The 17444-nt window shown below is 64.9% G+C and carries 15 protein-coding genes and 1 pseudogene; 11 read left to right on the forward strand and 5 right to left on the reverse strand.

Features of this window, described 5'->3' with window-relative positions:
• The coding region (locus ACE04A_RS28315; protein ID WP_485820751.1) for a GntR family transcriptional regulator at positions 1-256 on the reverse strand (256 nt) is incomplete at its 3' end.
• Positions 257-362: 106 nt separating this feature from the next.
• Positions 363-1105, reverse strand: a pseudogene (locus tag ACE04A_RS28320) (sulfite exporter TauE/SafE family protein).
• Positions 1106-1330: 225 nt separating this feature from the next.
• On the opposite strand from ACE04A_RS28320, the gene ACE04A_RS28325 reads away from it, so the two are divergent.
• The 4 genes from ACE04A_RS28325 to ACE04A_RS28340 all read left to right on the forward strand — a co-directional run bounded on the left by ACE04A_RS28325 (position 1331) and on the right by ACE04A_RS28340 (position 6027).
• A complete protein-coding gene (locus ACE04A_RS28325; RefSeq protein ID WP_279993704.1) occupies positions 1331-2863 on the forward strand; it encodes a hypothetical protein in 1533 nt (510 codons plus the stop codon).
• Between the two features lie 193 nt (positions 2864-3056).
• Complete coding sequence (locus ACE04A_RS28330) at positions 3057-4490, forward strand: aldehyde dehydrogenase family protein (protein ID WP_424917653.1); 1434 nt, start codon at positions 3057-3059, stop codon at positions 4488-4490.
• Between the two features lie 34 nt (positions 4491-4524).
• Positions 4525-5004, forward strand: coding sequence for a GlcG/HbpS family heme-binding protein (locus ACE04A_RS28335; RefSeq protein ID WP_100853407.1), 480 nt, complete (start codon positions 4525-4527; stop codon positions 5002-5004).
• A 12-nt stretch (positions 5005-5016) separates the two neighbouring features.
• The gene (locus ACE04A_RS28340; protein WP_448716932.1) at positions 5017-6027 is read left to right on the forward strand and encodes a 2Fe-2S iron-sulfur cluster-binding protein; all 1011 of its coding nucleotides are present in this window, start codon (positions 5017-5019) and stop codon (positions 6025-6027) included.
• A 116-nt stretch (positions 6028-6143) separates the two neighbouring features.
• Here ACE04A_RS28340 and ACE04A_RS28345 read toward each other — a convergent pair whose 3' ends face one another.
• Positions 6144-6581, reverse strand: a complete 438-nt coding sequence (locus tag ACE04A_RS28345) for a universal stress protein (protein ID WP_259252793.1) — start codon at positions 6579-6581, stop codon at positions 6144-6146.
• 206 nt (positions 6582-6787) lie between these two features.
• Here ACE04A_RS28345 and ACE04A_RS28350 point away from each other — a divergent pair, with 206 nt between their 5' ends.
• The 7 genes from ACE04A_RS28350 to ACE04A_RS28380 all read left to right on the forward strand — a co-directional run bounded on the left by ACE04A_RS28350 (position 6788) and on the right by ACE04A_RS28380 (position 15224).
• A complete protein-coding gene (locus ACE04A_RS28350; RefSeq protein ID WP_259252794.1) occupies positions 6788-8188 on the forward strand; it encodes a DUF3300 domain-containing protein in 1401 nt (466 codons plus the stop codon).
• Between the two features lie 4 nt (positions 8189-8192).
• Complete coding sequence (locus ACE04A_RS28355; RefSeq protein WP_485820752.1) at positions 8193-9065, forward strand: DUF2950 family protein; 873 nt, start codon at positions 8193-8195, stop codon at positions 9063-9065.
• Positions 9066-9241: 176 nt separating this feature from the next.
• Positions 9242-10222 (forward strand): YncE family protein, encoded by a 981-nt coding sequence (locus ACE04A_RS28360; protein WP_448716999.1) that lies wholly within the window; start codon positions 9242-9244, stop codon positions 10220-10222.
• A complete protein-coding gene (locus ACE04A_RS28365; RefSeq protein ID WP_448716935.1) occupies positions 10206-10997 on the forward strand; it encodes a polysaccharide deacetylase family protein in 792 nt (263 codons plus the stop codon). The genes ACE04A_RS28360 and ACE04A_RS28365 overlap by 17 nt, the downstream gene beginning before the upstream one ends.
• A gap of 2 nt (positions 10998-10999) precedes the next feature.
• Positions 11000-12007: a sterol desaturase family protein gene (locus ACE04A_RS28370; RefSeq protein ID WP_050446815.1), complete on the forward strand. Its 1008-nt coding sequence runs from the start codon at positions 11000-11002 to the stop codon at positions 12005-12007.
• A 215-nt stretch (positions 12008-12222) separates the two neighbouring features.
• Positions 12223-14004 carry a Tle4 family T6SS lipase effector gene (locus tag ACE04A_RS28375; RefSeq protein ID WP_448716938.1) on the forward strand — a complete coding sequence of 594 codons (1782 nt, stop codon included), beginning with the start codon at positions 12223-12225 and terminating at the stop codon, positions 14002-14004.
• Entirely contained in the window at positions 13992-15224 is a 1233-nt protein-coding gene (locus ACE04A_RS28380; protein WP_485820753.1) for a T6SS immunity protein Tli4 family protein, read from the forward strand. The genes ACE04A_RS28375 and ACE04A_RS28380 overlap by 13 nt, the downstream gene beginning before the upstream one ends.
• A gap of 21 nt (positions 15225-15245) precedes the next feature.
• Here ACE04A_RS28380 and ACE04A_RS28385 read toward each other — a convergent pair whose 3' ends face one another.
• Positions 15246-15746, reverse strand: a complete 501-nt coding sequence (locus ACE04A_RS28385) for an acyl-CoA thioesterase (protein ID WP_259252798.1) — start codon at positions 15744-15746, stop codon at positions 15246-15248.
• Positions 15747-15823: 77 nt separating this feature from the next.
• Entirely contained in the window at positions 15824-17323 is a 1500-nt protein-coding gene (locus ACE04A_RS28390) for a DUF1254 domain-containing protein (RefSeq protein ID WP_448716941.1), read from the reverse strand.
• Positions 17324-17444: the final 121 nt, after the last annotated feature.

A 17444-nucleotide genomic window follows, 5' to 3' on the forward strand; every position in this document is an offset into this window, starting at 1 on the left:
GGCGCGGCTCGATGGTGACCAGCCCTTCGGCGGCCAAGGCGCGCAGCGCTTCGCGCACCGGGATGCGCGATACGCCCATTTCCTCCGACAAGCGGCCTTCCACCAAGCGGTCACCGGGGGTGAATTCCCCGCTGAGAATGCGTTCGCGCAGCTTGTCGCGGATAACGGCGAACAACTGCGGATGCTGCTCGCCGATCTTCAGCGGGGCGGAAGACGGCGTCTCTACGGCTTGCGGGCTGACGGGAGAAGTGGTCATGGCGAGCAGGTATGGATTAATGGATACAGTCCGCATTGTATTACCGGGTGTAGCCGAATGCCGCGACGGCAAACCGGTGCGGCGGGCCAGGCATCGATGCCGCGCATCAAGCCCCCCAGAAGGATTTGGCCAGCACGCCCACCGCGCCCAGCGCGCACGCTGCCAGCAGTACGCTGCGCACGGCTTGTGGCGGCAGCAGCGTGCGCAAGCGGTTGGACACGGCAAAACCGGCCAGCAGGAACGGCGCCAGGCTAAGCGCCAGGCCAAGGTGGTAGCCGGTGTACCGCTTGGCCAGGGCCAACATCGCCAGCGAGAAAATCGACCCCAGGAACAACACCACACCCAGCGTGGCGCGCAGCTGTGGCGGCGCGGTGTGTTGCAGCACGATGGCGATGGGTGGGGCGCCCACCGACGTCATCGTTCCCATGATGCCGGAGGCCCCCCCCGCGCCGGGCCCCCCGCCCCGGGGGGGGCGGTAAAGCGCAAGCCCGCCACGCTTAGCGCCACGGCCACCAGGATCATGCCGGCGAACAGCACGCCCAAGGTCTGCGGGGCAAAACGCGCCATCGCGTAGATGGCCAGCAGCGTCCCGCCCGCGCGGCCGGCCAAGGCGTACGACACGTTGGACCAGTCGATGAAGGCCCGTTCGCGCAACGCGGTCAACAGGGAGATGAAGCCGCCCAGCGTCAGCAGGGGGCCGGGAGCCAGTTGCGGAAAGAACATTGCCGCCACCGGGGCCGCGAACATCGCAAAGCCGATACCGCCCACGCCCTGCGCCACGGCAGCGCCAAACACCACCACGGCCATGGCGGCGTACTGCCAGAAATCCGGGAAAGACAGGGGGGACATGGCCTAAGCCTCTTCTTGTATACGATAGTCGAGCGTTGATTTCGACCGCAATGAATGCCGCCGTTCAAAAATAAGGGTAAACCCGTAATTTTTAAGCGGTATTCATGGGATTTTCAGAATTATCGGTTTCCCTAGGCACTGCATATTTCGATTGGTATGCCTTCAAACGAAATATAGTATACCGATTGTGGCGACCTAACAGCCACGTCACAAGGGGAATCACGCATGCAAGCGGACGTCGTGCTCACTGCTGCTCACTGGATATATCTGATCAGCGTGGCCGCCATCATCCTGACGATGATTTTGCGGGCCAACGTGGTGGTGCCATCGGTAATCGGCACCTTTCTGGTGGTGCTGGCCATTACCGGCAATCCGATCAGCGCGCTGATCGGCATCTTTTCGGCCAGCTTCGTGGCGGCCAAGGAATTGTTCAATATCTTCCTGGTCATCACGTTCATGACCGCCCTGCTGAATTCCCTGAAAACCTTGCAGGCGGACGTGCGCATGGTGCAGCCGTTTCGGCGTGTGATGCGGGGCGGCCATTCGTCGTTCATCATCATCGCGCTCTGTACCTATGTGATCTCGCTGTTCTTCTGGCCCACGCCCGCCGTGCCGCTGGTGTCGGCCATCTTGCTGCCCGCGGCCATCGCGGCCGGTTTGCCGCCACTGGCGGGCGCCATGGCGATTGCCATCGCCGGCCAAGGCATGGCCTTGTCGTCGGACTATGTGATTGGCGTGGCGCCCAGCATCAGCGCCAAGGCGGCGGGGGCGGCGGTCAGCGCGGCCGTGGTGGCCGACCGCGCGCTGGTGTTGTCGCTGATCACCGGCGCCGTGGCGCTGACCGCGGCCTATCTGCTGATCCGCAAGCACATCGTGCCGGCCAACGCGGGGCTGCTGGACGCCTGGCAGGCGCGTGCCCAGGACGGCAGCCTGGCGCGCATCGAGCAATCCGGCTCGTTCGACAAGGCCGAACTTGCGCGCGGCACCATGGGCGCCGACCCGGCCTTGCCCAGCGGCCCCACCGTCAGCGATGAAGAGCGCCGCCGTGTGCGCTGGTCCAAGACCTTCGCCGTGGTGACGCCGCTGGCCTTCCTGGCGGTGATCGGCGTGATGGTGCTGCCCCGGCTGTTCCCGTCTTTGCCCGCCTTGCGCGGCGGCGACGCGGCGGCGCTGGTGGGCGGCGTCGCCTTCGTGGTGATGATGCTGGTAACGCTGGCCGCCGAAGGCCCGCGCAAGATGCTGGACGTGTGCCCCGAGCACGTGACGGACGGCTTTGTGTTCGCCTTCAAGGCCATGGGATCGGTCCTGCCGATTGCCGGCTTCTTCTTCATCGGCGCCAACGAAACCGCGGCGCAGATCCTGGGCGTGCCACAGGCTCAGGCTCCTGGGCTGCTGTTTGAAGTGATCTCGGCCGGTCAGCACCTGATTCCCGAAAACCACTTCCTGGTCGCGTTCGGCGTCTTGCTGGTAGGCATGATTACCGGCATCGACGGCTCCGGCTTCGCGGGGCTGCCGCTCACCGGCACCTTGTCCGGCGCGCTGGGCCCGGTGGTGGGCGTGGACCCCGCGACGCTGGCCGCGGTGGGCCAGATGGGGGCGGTGTGGACGGGCGGCGGCACGCTGATCGCGTGGTCGTCCTTGATTGCGGTGGCCGGATTCGCGCGGGTGAACGTGCTGTCGCTGGTGCGGGCGCTGCTGCTGCCGGTGGTGCTGGCGCTGTCGGTGTCCACCATCTGCGCGGTGCTTATCTGGCGTTGACCGAGGGCGCACCACGCCAAGCAAGAAGGGGCCCGAGGGCCCCTTTTTCACGGCTCAGATCGGGTTTTCACGTATCGTTCGCTAGAGATTAAAGTATACAATGTTCAGAAATTACCTCAGACGCCCCATTTCGGGCCACTCCCGTACCGGCATAGGAAGCGCTTCCGTGGACGATCTTTCGCAGCAAACCTTCATGAACCATATCGGCGGCGCCTGGGTGCCCAGCGCCACCGGCCGCACGGCCCCCAACATCAACCCGGCCGACACCAGCGACATCGTCGGCAACTTCCCGGTATCGGACGCCGACGACGCGCGGCGCGCGGTGCAGGCGGCCGACGCCGCCTTTGCCGCCTGGCGCGACATGCCGATCTCGAAGCGGGCGGCCATTCTGTTTCGCGCGGCGCAATACCTGGAAGACCACGCAGACCAATTCGCCCGCGAACTGACGCGCGAAGAGGGCAAGGGCCTGAACCTGGCCAAGGACGAAGTGCTGCGTTCGGCGCAGACGATCCGTTTCTATGCTGTCGAAGGCCAGAGCTTTACCGGCGAAACCTTCGTCAACGATGACCCGGACATGGTGGTCTACAGCCAGCGCGAACCGTTGGGCGTGGCGGCCGTGATCTCGCCGTGGAACTTCCCCATTTCCATCCCGGCCCGCAAGATCGCGCCCGCGCTCATCGCCGGCAACACGGTGGTATTCAAGCCGTCGTCGGACGCGCCGCTATCGGGCTACCGCCTGACCGAAGCCTTTGTGCAGGCCGGCTTGCCCGCGGGCGTGCTGAATCTGGTGATCGGCCCGGCGGCGGCGGTGGGCGCCGCCATCACCAGCGCGCCGGCCGTACGCGCCATTTCTTTTACCGGGTCCACCGCCGCGGGCGAACAGATCCACCGCAGCGCCGGCCTGACGACGCGCACGCAGATGGAACTGGGCGGCAAGAATCCGCTGATCGTGCTGGCCGACGCCGACCTGGACCGCGCCGTCGACCTGGCCGTAAAGGGCGGTTTTTCGCTGAGCGGGCAGGCCTGCACGGGTACCAGCCGCGTGCTGGTGGATGCCAAGGTGCGCCAGGCGTTCACCGAAAAACTGGTGGCGCGCGTCAAGGCGCTGACCATCGGCAATGGCCTGGAAGGCAACTTCGATCTGGGGCCGCTGGCCACCCGCAAGCAGTTGGACAACGTGCTGAGCTACGTGGCGATCGGCAAGGAAGAGGCCACGCACCTGTGCGGCGGCGAGCAGTTGACCGGGGCGGGCTTTGACGGCGGCTACTACGTCACGCCCGCGCTTTTCACCGACGTGACCCAGCAAATGCGCATCGCGCGCGAAGAGATCTTCGGGCCGGTGATCGCATTGATCGAAGTCGACGGCTATGACGACGCCATCGCCAAGGCCAACGACACGGAATACGGCCTGTCCGCCGCCATCGCCACCACCGACGCGCGCTACGCACACCGATTCGCGCGCGACATTCAGGCGGGCACGGTAAAGATCAATCGCACCACCACCGGCAACCTGATCAACGCGCCGTTTGGCGGTTTGAAGCATTCCAGCACGTCCACGTTCCGGGAATCCGGCCGCGTGGGCCTGGAGTTCTACACGCAAATCAAAACCATCTACCGCGCCGGCTGAGCGCGCGCGATCAATCACTGAAGAGGCTACGACTATGAAACAGATTTATCGCCTGGAACTGGAAGAAGCGCGCGTGATGGTGCGTGCCGCCATGGCCAAATCCGAAGCCATCGGGGTGCTGGAATCCATTTGCATCGTGGACGACGGCGGCTACCCCATCGCCTTGGAACGCATGGACGGCGCGCGCATCACCGGCCCGCAAATCGCCTGGAACAAGGCCTTTACCGCCGCCGGCCACAAGCGCTCGACGCACTTGTTCAACACGCCGCCCAACGGCCCCGCGCTGCCCGGCAACGAAGCGTTCGGCATCCAATGGAGCTTTGACGGTAAGTTCGCCGTGTTCGTGGGCGGCTTTCCCATCGTGGTGAACGACGAGGTGATTGGTGGCGTGGGCTTGAGCGGCGGCAACGGCGAACAGGACACGCAGGCGGGCCTGGCCGCGTTGGCGGCCTTGGCCGAATTGCTGGAGCCGCGCGGCATGAAAGTGCTGGTGCAGGCCGACATCAAGAAATAAGCGAGGCCCGTCATGGCATACCGCGTGCACATCCTGCAGACCGGCGCAGCCTTCGTCGCCGGCGCCGACGAATCCCTGCTGGACGCCGCCGAACGCGCGGGTGTCAAGCTGCCGCACGAATGCACTTTCGGCGGCTGCGGCACCTGCCGCATCAAGCTGGAATCCGGCGCGGTGCGCTATGACGAATTTCCGATGGCGTTGACGCCGGAGGAAGCCGCCGAGGGCTACGCGCTCGCGTGCCAGGCGCGCGCGGAAAGCGATCTATGCATCAGCGTGCCCAGCAGCCGCCAGGTGTTTCCCGAGCCGCGCCAACTGGCCGCCACCGTGCACCGCATCGACGCCTATACGGACGACATCATCCACCTGACGTTGGCGCTGCCCGACGGCGGGCTGGACTATGTGCCGGGTCAATACATGAACGTGCTGCTGCCCGACGGCGAAACGCGCAGTTTCTCGATGGCGTCAGTGCCCTCGGATGGGCTGGTCGACTTCCATGTGCGACGCATTCCCGGCGGCCGTTACACCGACCAATGGCTGGGGCAGGCGCAGGCCGGCGCGGCCTTGACGATCGAAGCGCCCTTGGGCGTGTTCAGCTACCACGAGGAAGATTGGCGCCCGCTCATCATGGTGGCCACCGGTACCGGCATTGCGCCGATCAAGGCCATCCTGGAATCCTTGCTGGACAAGGAGGACTGCCCGCCCGTGACTTTGTATTGGGGCATGCGCACGGCGGCGGACCTGTATCTGCAAGATGAAATCGCGGGCTGGGCGGGGCGTTTGTACGAATTCAATTTCGTGCCGGTGCTGTCACGCGCGGACGCAAGCTGGCAAGGCCGGCGCGGCCATGTACAGGACGCCGTCGCCGAAGACCACGACGACCTTTCCGAACACGCGATCTACCTGTGCGGCGCACCCGCCATGATCCAAGACGCCAAGCACGTGCTGGCCGGACGCGGCGCCAGCCTGGACCACATCTACGCCGACAGCTTCACCTTCCAGCACGCACTGGAGCCGGCGGGCTGACGGCAAAGATGCCAGGCCTGGAAGCTCGGTCGAGCCGCGTCAGGCCGGGCCGCGTCAGGCCGGGCCGCGTCAGGCCGAGCCGCGTCAGGCCGAGCCGTGCCGAGCCGCGCTGTCCGTCATCGGAACACCAGCACGGGTAGCCGCGTCTTGGCCAGCACGCGCTGGGTTTCACTGCCCAGCAGAAAGCCCGTCATGCCGTGGCGCCCGTGCGACCCCATGATGATCAGGTCGCACCCCTGGCCCTTCGCGGTTTCCACAATGGCCTCGTGCGGGTGGTCGTTGATCAGCACGACGCAATTGCATGGCACCAGCGCGTGGCGGGCTTCCATTTCAAGACCGTTCAGGTAGTTTTCCGCGTTCTTGCGCGTCTGATCGGTGTGATGCGTTTGCGTGGTGCCCAGCATTTCAGCCTGGTGAACCAGCAGATGGTCCTCCGGTATGGCGCGGATAAGCGTGATGGTTGCGCCCATTTCCTTGGCGAAAACGAGCGCGCGCTTGAATGCCGATTCGGACAGCAGGGAGCCATCCACGGCGATGAGCAAGTGCCTGTACATGTTGCCTCTCCTTTAGGAAAAGGAATGTCGAGCAACGGCGAAATCAGTATAGGCCTGGCCCTGCCGGCAATCCAGTCCCGCAAAAGGACGAGGCGCGTGATGCCAGGGCTTCCCATGCCCGGGTGATAGGCATATATTGACATCGCGTTATCCGGCAGTTCCCTCGTGGCTTTTAGCTTCATGCGTTGCTTCACGGAGAACGGTTCATGCGTCGACTGCAAGCGTGGTTAATTTCTTGTTTGTGTCTGGGGCTGGCGGTCTGCATGCCCGCGGCGGCGCAAACCAAGCTGGACAACGGGCAATTGGATCAGTTGATGGCGCCTGTGGCGCTGTATCCCGATTCCTTGCTGTCGCAGATCCTCATGGGGGCCACGTACCCCGACGACATTGCCGCCGCCGCCAAGTGGTCGGCGGCGCATACCTCGGAATCAGGTGACCAGGCGGTCAAGGCGGTTGAAGGCGAAGCCTGGGACCCCAGCGTGAAATCACTGGTGGCTTTCCCGTCCGTCATGGACATGATGGGCCGCCAGCCTGACTGGGTGAAGTCCGTGGGCGATGCCTTCCTGGCGCAGCCGGACGCCGTGATGGATTCGGTTCAGCGCTTGCGCACGCAGGCGCAAAAGGCCGGCAACCTGAAAAGCACGCCGCAGCAGACGGTCACCACCAACACCACCAACGACAAGACGGTGGTGGTGATCGAACCGGCTGATCCGCAGGTGGTCTACGTGCCCAGTTACAACCCCACCGTGGTCTACGGGGCGTGGGCTTATCCTTCCTATCCGCCTTACTACTATCCGCCGCCGCCCGGGTCCGTCTTTGGGACCGCGCTGGTGTCGGGCATCGGTTTCGGCTTGGGCGTGGCGGCGGTGAATTCGATGTGGGGCGGGTTTAACTGGGGCAGCAACGACGTCGACATCGACGTCAACCGGTACAACAACATCAACGTCAATCAGCGCATCGATAACGCCCGCAACAATAATGTGTCCTGGAAGCACAACCCGCAGAACCGTGGCAACACGCCTTATGCGGACCAGGCCAACCGTCAGCGCTTCGATAGCGAACGCCAGGCGGGCCTGCAAAACCGGCAAGCGGGCCAGCGGCAAGGTCAGGCCGGACAGGGCGGACGTGTGGGCGGCGCCGCACCCGCGGCGAATTCACGCGACGCCGCGCGCGATCGCGCGGCACAGTCTTTCGAGGGACGTACCGGGGAGCCCATTGCGGGCCATTCACAACCCGGCGCAGGGCGTGGCCAGGGCGCCGCGGACCGTGGTGGCCAGGGCGCGGCGGGCCGGAATGGCCAAGGCGCGGCGGGACGGAACGAGGGCCAAGGGGCTCGCAGCACACAGGCCGGCAACCACAGCCCGCGCTCTTCAAGCGTGTCCACGCAGAACCATCAGGCCGCGGCCCAGCGCCAGCGCGCGGATGAAAGCGCCGCCCGCGACCGTGCCCGCTCGGCCAACAGCAACAACGCTTTGCGCGACTCCGGCAACGGCGACCGCATGCGCCAGCAAAGTCACCGAAGCGACATGAGCCGGGGCGGCGGTGGCGCCCCTCGCGGCGGCGGCGGACACGCGGGCGGCGGCGGCCATCGCGGCGGCCGGAGGTAGCACCATGGACAAGGGAGCTTTCATGACGAATGCCTGGATTCGTGCCCGTGCCTTGGGCGCGGCGACACTGCTGGCGCTGGGGCTGGGCGCGCCGCTGGCGGCGCAAAGCGTGTATCCCACCCCCGAGGCCGCGGCCGACGCCTTTGCCGACGCCCTGGCCACCAGCGATCCCGCTGCCATGGCGAAGGTACTGGGGCCGAACCACAATCAGCTTGTGCCGGGCGGGGTGGCGCAAGACGACATCTACCGCTTCCTGGCGGCCTGGTCCAAGAAGCACGAGGTCATCACCGACGTCGGCAGCTCCTGGCTGGCCGTGGGCGAATCCGGCTGGACGCTTCCCGTGCCCATCGTCAGCGCGGGCAAGGGCTGGCGGTTTGACCCGGTGGCGGGCAAGGCCGAACTTCAGCGCCGCGCGATCGGCCGCAACGAATTGACCGCCATTGATACCTTGCAGGAGTTGCAGGCCGCGCAAACCCGTTACCAGCAAGGCGTGGGGCAAGGCCGCTACGCCAGCCGTCTGGTCAGCCGCCCCGGCGCCATGGACGGCCTGTACTGGCCGGAAGTGCCCGGCGCCCCGCCGCAAGCCCTGGGGCCCGACGCGCTGGTCATGGGTCCGGAGGTGCCGGTGGCCGATGCGTATTACGGGTATCGCTACAAAATCCTGCCGGGCGACGACGACATGGCCTACCGCATCGTGGCATGGCCCGCGCGTTACGGGCAGACAGGCGTCGGCACCTTCGTCATCGGCCCGCAGGGCGGCGTGCGCGAGGCCGCCCTTGGCCCCTCGTCCGCCACCCGCGCGCCGGCGCTGCGCCACCGCGATATTGACGCCGGCAACTGGGTCGAGGCCGACGCGCAACCCGCTGACGCCAAATGAGTTTTTGGCATCTTTAGGGGGCGGTGCGGGCGAGGGTTGTTGCTGAGTCGCAACAGGCGCAAGCGAATGCGCCCACGCCCTCGCTTGATGCCCTTTTGAAAGGTGCGTGTGCATAAAATGGCGAGCACTGGGATCGGTGCCCGATCCTTCTTCGCCGGACCTTCAAATTGAACCCCATGCATTTTGTCCGCTACGCCCTGGCCGGCGTAGGGATGGCGCTTAGCGCAGCGGCGGCTTCCGCGCCGATTTTTGTCCTGAATTCCCTGGACGCCAATGTCAGCATCGTCGACCCGGTGTCCTACAAAGAACTGCGACGGGTGCCCACCGGCAAAGAACCGCACCACCTGTACCTGACGCCCGACGAAAAATCGCTGATGGTGGCCAACGCAACGGGCAACACCATCACCATGATGGATCCGAAAACAGGCGAGGTGCAGCGCACCCTGACGGATATCGTCGACCCCTATCAGTTGCAGTTTTCGCCGGACATGAAGTGGTTCGTCACCGCCGCCAACCGCTTGGACCATATCGACATCTACGCCTGGGAGCCGCAGCATCCGGGGGCGGAACTGAAGCTGGTCAAGCGGGTGCAGGCGGGCAAAACGCCCAGCCACATCATGATCGACAAAAGCAGCACCACGGCCTATGTCACCTTGCAAGACAGCGATCAACTGATCGCCATCGACCTGGCCACGCAGACGCCGAAGTGGACCGTGTCGGTTGGCAAGACGCCGGCCGACGTGTTCCTGACGCCCGACCAGAAAACCCTGTTGGTGGCGCTGACGGGCGATTCCTTTGTGGAAGCCTATGACGTCAGCCACGGCCCCGCCAAGCTGGTCAAGCGCATTCCCACCGGGGCCGGCGCGCACGCCTTTCGCGCGCAGGGCGACAAGCATCACTTGTTCGTCAGCAACCGCACCGCCAACACCATCAGCCGCATCGACATGCTGACGCTGACCGTCACCGACACCTTCGCCGTGCCGGGCGGTCCGGACTGCATGGACGTCCTGGCCGACGGCAAGACGCTGCTGGTCACGTCACGCTGGGCACGCAAGCTGACCGTGGTGGACCTGGAACAGAAGAAGGTCGTGGACCAGGTCCCGGTAGGCAAATCGCCGCACGGCGTATGGACGTTGAATCATGCTCCAACCCGTTAGGAGCCTGCTCGCCGCCGCGCTGGCATTTGCCGTTCCGATGGCAAATGCCGCGGCGCCGACGACCTGCGACAAGCCGGTCTACCTGACCTTCGATACCGGCCACATGGGCGTGGCGCCGCTGATCGCTGACGTGCTGGCGCGCCATCAGGTGAAGGTCACTTTCTTCCTGGCCAACGAACGCACCAAGACCGACGGCGCAAGCCTGGACGACGTGTGGGCGTCCTGGTGGAAGGCGCGCGTGGCGGAAGGCCATGCGTTTGCCTCGCACACCTACGATCACGTCTACTGGCAGGGCGACCTGCCCGGCGGCAAATTCCGCGTGAAGCCCAGCGCCGGCCCCAACACCGGCAAGCGCGCTGAATGGACCGCCGAACAGTACTGCGCCGAAATCAAGCGTTCCGCCACCCGCTTCCATCAGATGACGGGCGCCACCATGCTGCCGCTGTACCGCGCGCCGGGCGGCAAGACCTCGCCCGCCTTGCTTAAGGCCGCGAAGGCATGTGGCTACGAACACGTGGGCTGGTCGCCGGCCGGTTTCCTGGGCGATGAACTGCCCAGCGACAAATTCCCCAACGCAAAGCTGCTGGACCAGGCCCTGCGCACCATCAAGCCGGGCGATATCCTGCTGGCGCACCTGGGCATCTGGTCACGCCAGGACCCCTGGGCCCCCGCCGTGCTTGAGCCCCTGATTGTGGGCCTGCAACAGAAGGGCTATTGTTTTGCCACCCTGGACAAGAACCCCGCCTATCGCGACTGGATCGCCACGCATCATTGATCATGGACACGCTTAGCCAATTCTTCGGAGCAAGCCAGCAATGGCTCTTCGAAACCCTGATCCAGCCCGCGCTGTTTCACCTGGGCATGAGCAACCTCATCGAAGACGGCTACGACGCCACCATGTGGCTGCTGGTCGGCCTGGTGCAGGTGGCCGTGCTTGTCCTGGTGCTTGGCCCGCTGCAACGCCTGCGGCCGGTCGAACCCGTTACCGACCGCCGCCAGATCGGCATCGACGTGCTCTACACCCTGATCCATCGACTGGGCGTTTTCCGGCTGGCGCTGTTCTTCACCATCGACCCGTTCTGGGACAGCGTGTTCGGGCAGTTGCACGTGTGGGGCTTCGCGCCGTTTCAGCTTGACCAGTACTGGCCGGGCGTCACGGACAAAGCCTGGGTCAGCCTGATCATCTATCTGCTGTTGTTCGACGCGGTCGACTACTTCTACCATCGCGCACAACATCGCTTTGGCTGGCTATGGGCGCTGCATGCCGTGCATCACAGCCAACGCCAGATGACCGTCTGGAGCGATGACCGCAACCACCTGCTGGACGACATGCTGCGCGACGTGCTGGTCGTGTTCGTGTCGCAACTGGTGGGCGTGCCGCCCGCGCAGTTCGTGGTGGTGGTGGCCATTACCCAATTGGCGCAGAGCCTGTCGCACGCGAACCTGCGCATGCACTTTGGCGCCTTGGGCGAACGCTTGCTGGTCAGCCCGCGTTTTCATCGGCACCACCATTCCATTGCCTACGACGCATCCACCCCCGGCCCCGTCGGCGGCTATAACTTCGCCGCGCTGTTCCCCATCTGGGACGTGCTGTTTCGCACCGCCCGCTTCGGCGTCGGCTACGGTCCCACGGGCATCCACGACCAACAGGCCGAGTTGGGCGGACGCGACTACGGCCGCGGATTCTGGTCCCAGCAATGGCTGGGATTGAAGCGCATGGTGGGGCGTGACCGCGAGCCGGCGTCCGCACCGCCCGCGCCACCGGGGGCGGCGGAACGAGCCTGATGTCGCGGCAGTATTCATACGGGGCGGCGCCGGTTGGCGTCGCCCCGTGTGCTTTGGGTAGCCCTAAGACTCAGCCTTAGAAATCAGATCCAAGAATCAGACTTCTCCAATAGTCTTTTTGCCGGATCGGTACCACCCTGGTCGGTTGAGTGATTCGCTTGCGCAACGCCACGTCATCTTCCAAGGCCATGCGCGCGCCCGCTTAGGAACCCGCCATGACCGACACCGCCCCGACCGCACCGCGTTTCGCCCCGATGTCCTACGATGCCCGGGGCCACCCCGTGTTCCACTGGACCCTCACGCCCACGGCCCTCTGCGATCCGGTCATTCTGCTGATTCCGCCCGAAGCGATCCTGCCGGTCGTGTTCATCCCCGGCATCATGGGGTCGAACCTGAAGTCCGTCCCGAATGCCGGGGAAGAATCCGAACCCGTCTGGCGTCTGGATGCGGGCCTGGCCGGCAAGCCTATTGCTTTGTTCAAGCGCTGGAACGGGGTTCCCCCGGGTATCCGGCAGGCGGTGTTGCATCCCGACCGAGTCACCGTCGATGACGGCGGCGCCGTGCCCGAACGCAGCGCGGGCACGGTGATCGTGCCTTCTGTCGAATCCGCCGCGCAACGCAAACAGGCGCTTATCGATCGCTATCGCGAACGGGGCTGGGGCGAAGTCAGCGAAAGCAGCTATCACCCGTTCCTGCTCTGGCTCGAAGACTCGCTGAACAGCTCCTACCGGCCGCACGAGTGGCCGGAATTCCAATTGAAGTCCATGCACCTGGACATGCCCGACGATACCTCGCTACAGCCACGCCTGAAGCCCGGGCTGGAGGTGCCGCTGGCGGGCCTGGGCGAACACCTGTTGCACCAATTGCCGCATCTAAAGACGGACGACCTCTCCGCCCGTGCCGCGTACCGGATGCCGGTGCACGCGTTTGGCTACAACTGGCTGGCGGACAACGATGCGGCGGCAATAAAGCTTGCCGAGCGGATCGAACAAATCAGGCATCAGTACGGATCCCAATGCCGGCAGGTCATCCTGGTCACGCACTCGATGGGCGGGCTGGTGGCACGGCGTTGTGCGCAATTGCCCGGCATGAGCGATGCAATTGCCGGCGTGATGCACGGCGTCATGCCAACCAATGGCGCTCCGGTGGCTTACCGGCGGTGCAAAGTGGGAATGCAGCAAGAAAGCGCGATGGCCGCCGCCGTGATCGGCGTGACCGGCCAGGACGTCACAGCGGTATTCGCCCAGTCGCCGGGGGCGCTGCAATTGCTGCCCACCAAGAACTATTCGCCGGGATGGTTACGACTGCGAGACCCCGATCACGCGCCCGCCACGCCTGCGCTTCCGGAGGCAGACCCGTACCAGGAAATCTATCTGCGCCGTGATCGCTGGTGGGCATTGCTGCGCGAAGAGTGGTTAAAGCCGAAGGATGGAGTTCCCATCGAGTGGGTCCACTACGCAAGGAATATCAAAAAGGCGAAGCAGTTTCACGAAAGGATAGGCGCCGCCTATCACCCCTGCACCTACGTGTATTACGGGGCCGACGCCAAACAGCCGAGTTTCGAAACCATTACCTGGCAAATGCGACCCGGACGGGGTGATCTGAATCGGCCCCTGGGCGTGCCCCCGGAGGCCTTCGTCGTATCCACCATGCAGATGGCGCAGGTGCGCGATCAAGGGTCCAGCCCCTTGTACGTTGGGGGCAGTCGCGTCGTAGAACACGTGCCGGTCAGAGCAGGCCGGCTAGCCCTATCCATGGAAGTCAGTCATTGGGAACTGCACTGCGAGATGCAGGACGGCATCGGTGACGGCACGGTTCCGGTCAGTTCAGGCCAGGCGCCGGTCGCGCAGGCGCGTGAAGGCCAAGTGCGGGTGCAAGTCAGTGCCGCGGGCTTTGACCATGAAGGCGCATTCAAAGTGATGCAGACCCGGCACTTCACGCTGTATAGCCTCATCAAGATCGCAGCCCAAGCCAAGCGTCCGTCATGCGTCGCTTGATCCCGCTGCTTTGTCTGTTGGCCGGGCTCGCCGCAGGCGCGATGGCCCTATTTCATCCAAAGGAGGAACCCGCCGTGAACGAGATTACCGGCCCTATGCGAACGTGGGCGCTAGGCAGGCAACTGATCGAACTTCCCGCCGACTGGGGGCCGCCTTCCAGCGGGTACGCGAAGGTTTACTACGGAGGAGGGGCCGATCATACGAGCGTTGAAATCGATATTCTGGGGCAAGACATCACGCTGGCTCAGTTTGACGAGGCGCTATCAGAACGAGCCCGCCGCATCCGCGCCGTCCAAAGTTCTGAAACCGGGAAGTCCATGCTTCTCGGCGCGGAGGAATTGGCTCGGGGCAAGTGGCTATTCCAATTTCAAGAGAGTCTGGGCGGTACATGGTCGCAGACCTATGAACTGCATCTGCTGGTGAACGGCACGCACGTCAAGCTCGCAGCAGACTCGTACGAGGGCAGCAACGCACAGGTCGAGTCGCGCCTGCTTGAGCTCGCTCCGCAAGTTGTCGCCGTCAAGCAAGCCGAAGCGGCCGGCCCCGGCATTTCGTTAGGCCCCGTCATCATCCGAGGCACGCACGACCACGAGATGGGCATCGTGAGCTTCATGGCGCGAGGCTCGAACGTCAAACTGCAAATCTACTTTAGTGACTCCGCGCGCAATGAGTCGCCCCGTCTTATCGAACGCATGGTCCGCGACTTTAACGTCTTCCGCGTCTGGGACCCTGATCTGCTGCGTAAGGGGCATACCACGCTGGCCGGAATTCCCGCCGAGGAATACCTGATGCGGTATGACATGAAAGACCATCGCGGGTTGTTGTTCGTCGCCGAAAACTACCGTGATAGCCGTTCCTTGGCGAGTCCATCGGTCAATTTCCGCCTGACCGCGGGCGGCGTGCCCAGACTGCACGTCGACCCGGAGATGACACCGGACAAGTTGCTTAATTGGCTTCTGCCCAACTTTGTTCCTCGGGGCGATCCTCCGTTATGGCAACGAAAAAGGCCCCGTCCGCCCGTCGACTCCACCTTGAGCAAGGATCAGGCTCTGGCAATCTGGGACCACGCCATGCGTTCACTGCGCCCGCGTTACGGGGCCGTTGCGCCACCCCGCGTCGAGCCGCAAAGCGCCTTCCGTGGTCCAACCCCCGCGCAAGCCGAAGCCGCCCGGAAAGCCCTGGACGCCTTTATCGCAAGCAAACCCGGCACAGAGAAATAGCGGGGCCGAATCGACCGGGCCCTATGCCGCGTCGTGCGTGGTTTCGCGCTTGATCTCGTCGTGGCGGCGTTCCATTTCCTGGCGCAGTTCGCGACGCAGGCGCGCGGCTTCGAAGCGCTGCCGCTCTTCCAGGTTGCGCGGGGCCAGCGGGGGCACAGCCGTGGGGGCGCCCTTGTCGTCCACCGCCACCATCGTGAAATAACAACTGTTGGTGTGGCGCACGAGCTTCTGGCGGATGTCTTCGGTAACGACCTTGATGCCGATCTCCATCGACGTGCGCCCGGTGAAGTTAACGGCCGCCAGGAAAGTCACCAATTCACCCACATGGATGGGTTCGCGAAACACCACCTGATCCACGGACAGCGTCACCACGTATTGGCCGGCGTACCGGCTGGCACAGGCGTAGGCCACCTGGTCCAGGTACTTCAGGATGGTTCCGCCGTGTACGTTTCCTGAAAAGTTCGCCATGTCCGGCGTCATCAGGATGGTCATCGACAATTGGTGGCTAAAGGCGTCGTCCATGGCGGGCGCTCATCACTAAAAATAAAACGCCTATGGTAGCGGCAGTGGCTGTCATGGTGCCGACAACAGGGCGCGTCCTAGGGTTTATTCGCGGGCGCCGCCTGCGCAACTGGCGATGCGGCGTCGGGCAGCGCCTCGGGCCCGTCGCGCACCAGCGCGGGCGGCATCCACAATCCATCCAGCAGCGCGGGGCGCGGTTCGTACACGCGCAGCAGCAGGGTTGCCGACCCCACTGACGGCAGCGGCAACCAGTTGGCCTGCTGCTCGGGCGGGGGCGGCGCCTGGCTGATGTGCAGCTCGAGCGAACCGTCGGCGTTGTATTGCAAGGGCGAGCGGTCGCTTAGGGCATAACGGTTCAGCATATTTGCCACCGGCATGCCCTGGTCGTCGTAGGCCGCCAGTGACCACAGCGCGCCGGCGGGTGGCAACTGCCCGGCTTCAAAGCGCATCACGTAGTGCAGCGTGCCATTGATGGGCGCACCTTGGCTGTCGGCCGCCAGCAGCAGCACGGACAAGTCCTCGGGCAGGCCGGCGCCAGGTTGTGCCTGGGCGGCCAGCGCGCGGCGCAGATAGGCGTTGCCATACACGCCCACGCTGGCCGTCTCCTGCTGCCATCCGTTCAGGCTGCGCAAGCTGGCGCCCGAGGCGGCGGCCATGCGCTCGCGCGCGGCGCGCAGGCCGCGTCGCATGCCTTGCTTAGCGGGGTGGTCCAGCTTGTCGAAGTCAAAGGGCCTGCCGGGTATCAATCCCACCCGACGCAGCATGGCCAGCACCGGCTGGTCGGTGGCGTGCGGCGGGTGCTTGCGCAGCAGCGCGGCGGCGTAGGTGAAGAAGGCATCGGTCGGCATCGATTCCACCTGTTCGCGCACGGGGATCTTCAGGTCCAGGTTCGGATCGGAGTTCACCCGCTGCGATTGCGCGGGCAGGTTCCATTGCGACAGCGGCGTCAGCGTGTAGCCGTCCTGCAAGGCGTGGACGGCGGCGGTGTCTGCGGGCCCGTTAGTCTGGATGAGGATCTTGGCCCAGGCTTGGGCGGTGGGTGCGTCGATGCGCGCCATGCCCGAAGGCAGCGTGCCCGTCCAGCCGGGCGGGACGATGACGGTGTTGGACTTGGCCGTGCCGGTGCTGCGCGGGCCCAGCGTGGCGAAGACGTCCGTCCACATATCCAGCAATGTCAGCGTGGACAGCCGGCCCTGGGTGTCGGGCACCGACAGCACCACGGGGCCGCCCGTCAGGTCCACCCAGCCGGTGCTGCGCAGCATGTCGGGGTTGGCCCATGGCGAGGCTGCGACGGCGCCGGCCTGGGGCAGCGTGCGGCCATGCAGGAAGGTATTGGCGGCCGCCCCTTTGTCTGCTTGCAATGGGTGCGTGAACTGGCGCCGGGTCAGGTCCATCGTGACCAGCGGATAAAAGTACAGATAGCCCTCCATGGCCGCTTGATGCGCGGCTTCGGTGGCGGCGGCGGCGGGCGTGGGCTGGCCGGACGCGGGGGCCGCGTAGGCGGTGAGGCCAGGCATCCAGGCCAAGCCGGCAAGCAAGAGGGCCGAGAGGGCAAAGCGGGCAAAGCGGCGGCGCATCGGTGTTCCAACGGTCAGCAGTGAAAGCGAAATGTAGCAGCCGCAAGAAGATCCAAAATCTGCGAACAACTTCCATTTCGCTTTCATTTCCGCAGTGCAGCGTGCGTTATGCATGGCGTGG

The organism is Achromobacter colocynthidis, from assembly GCF_057334535.1.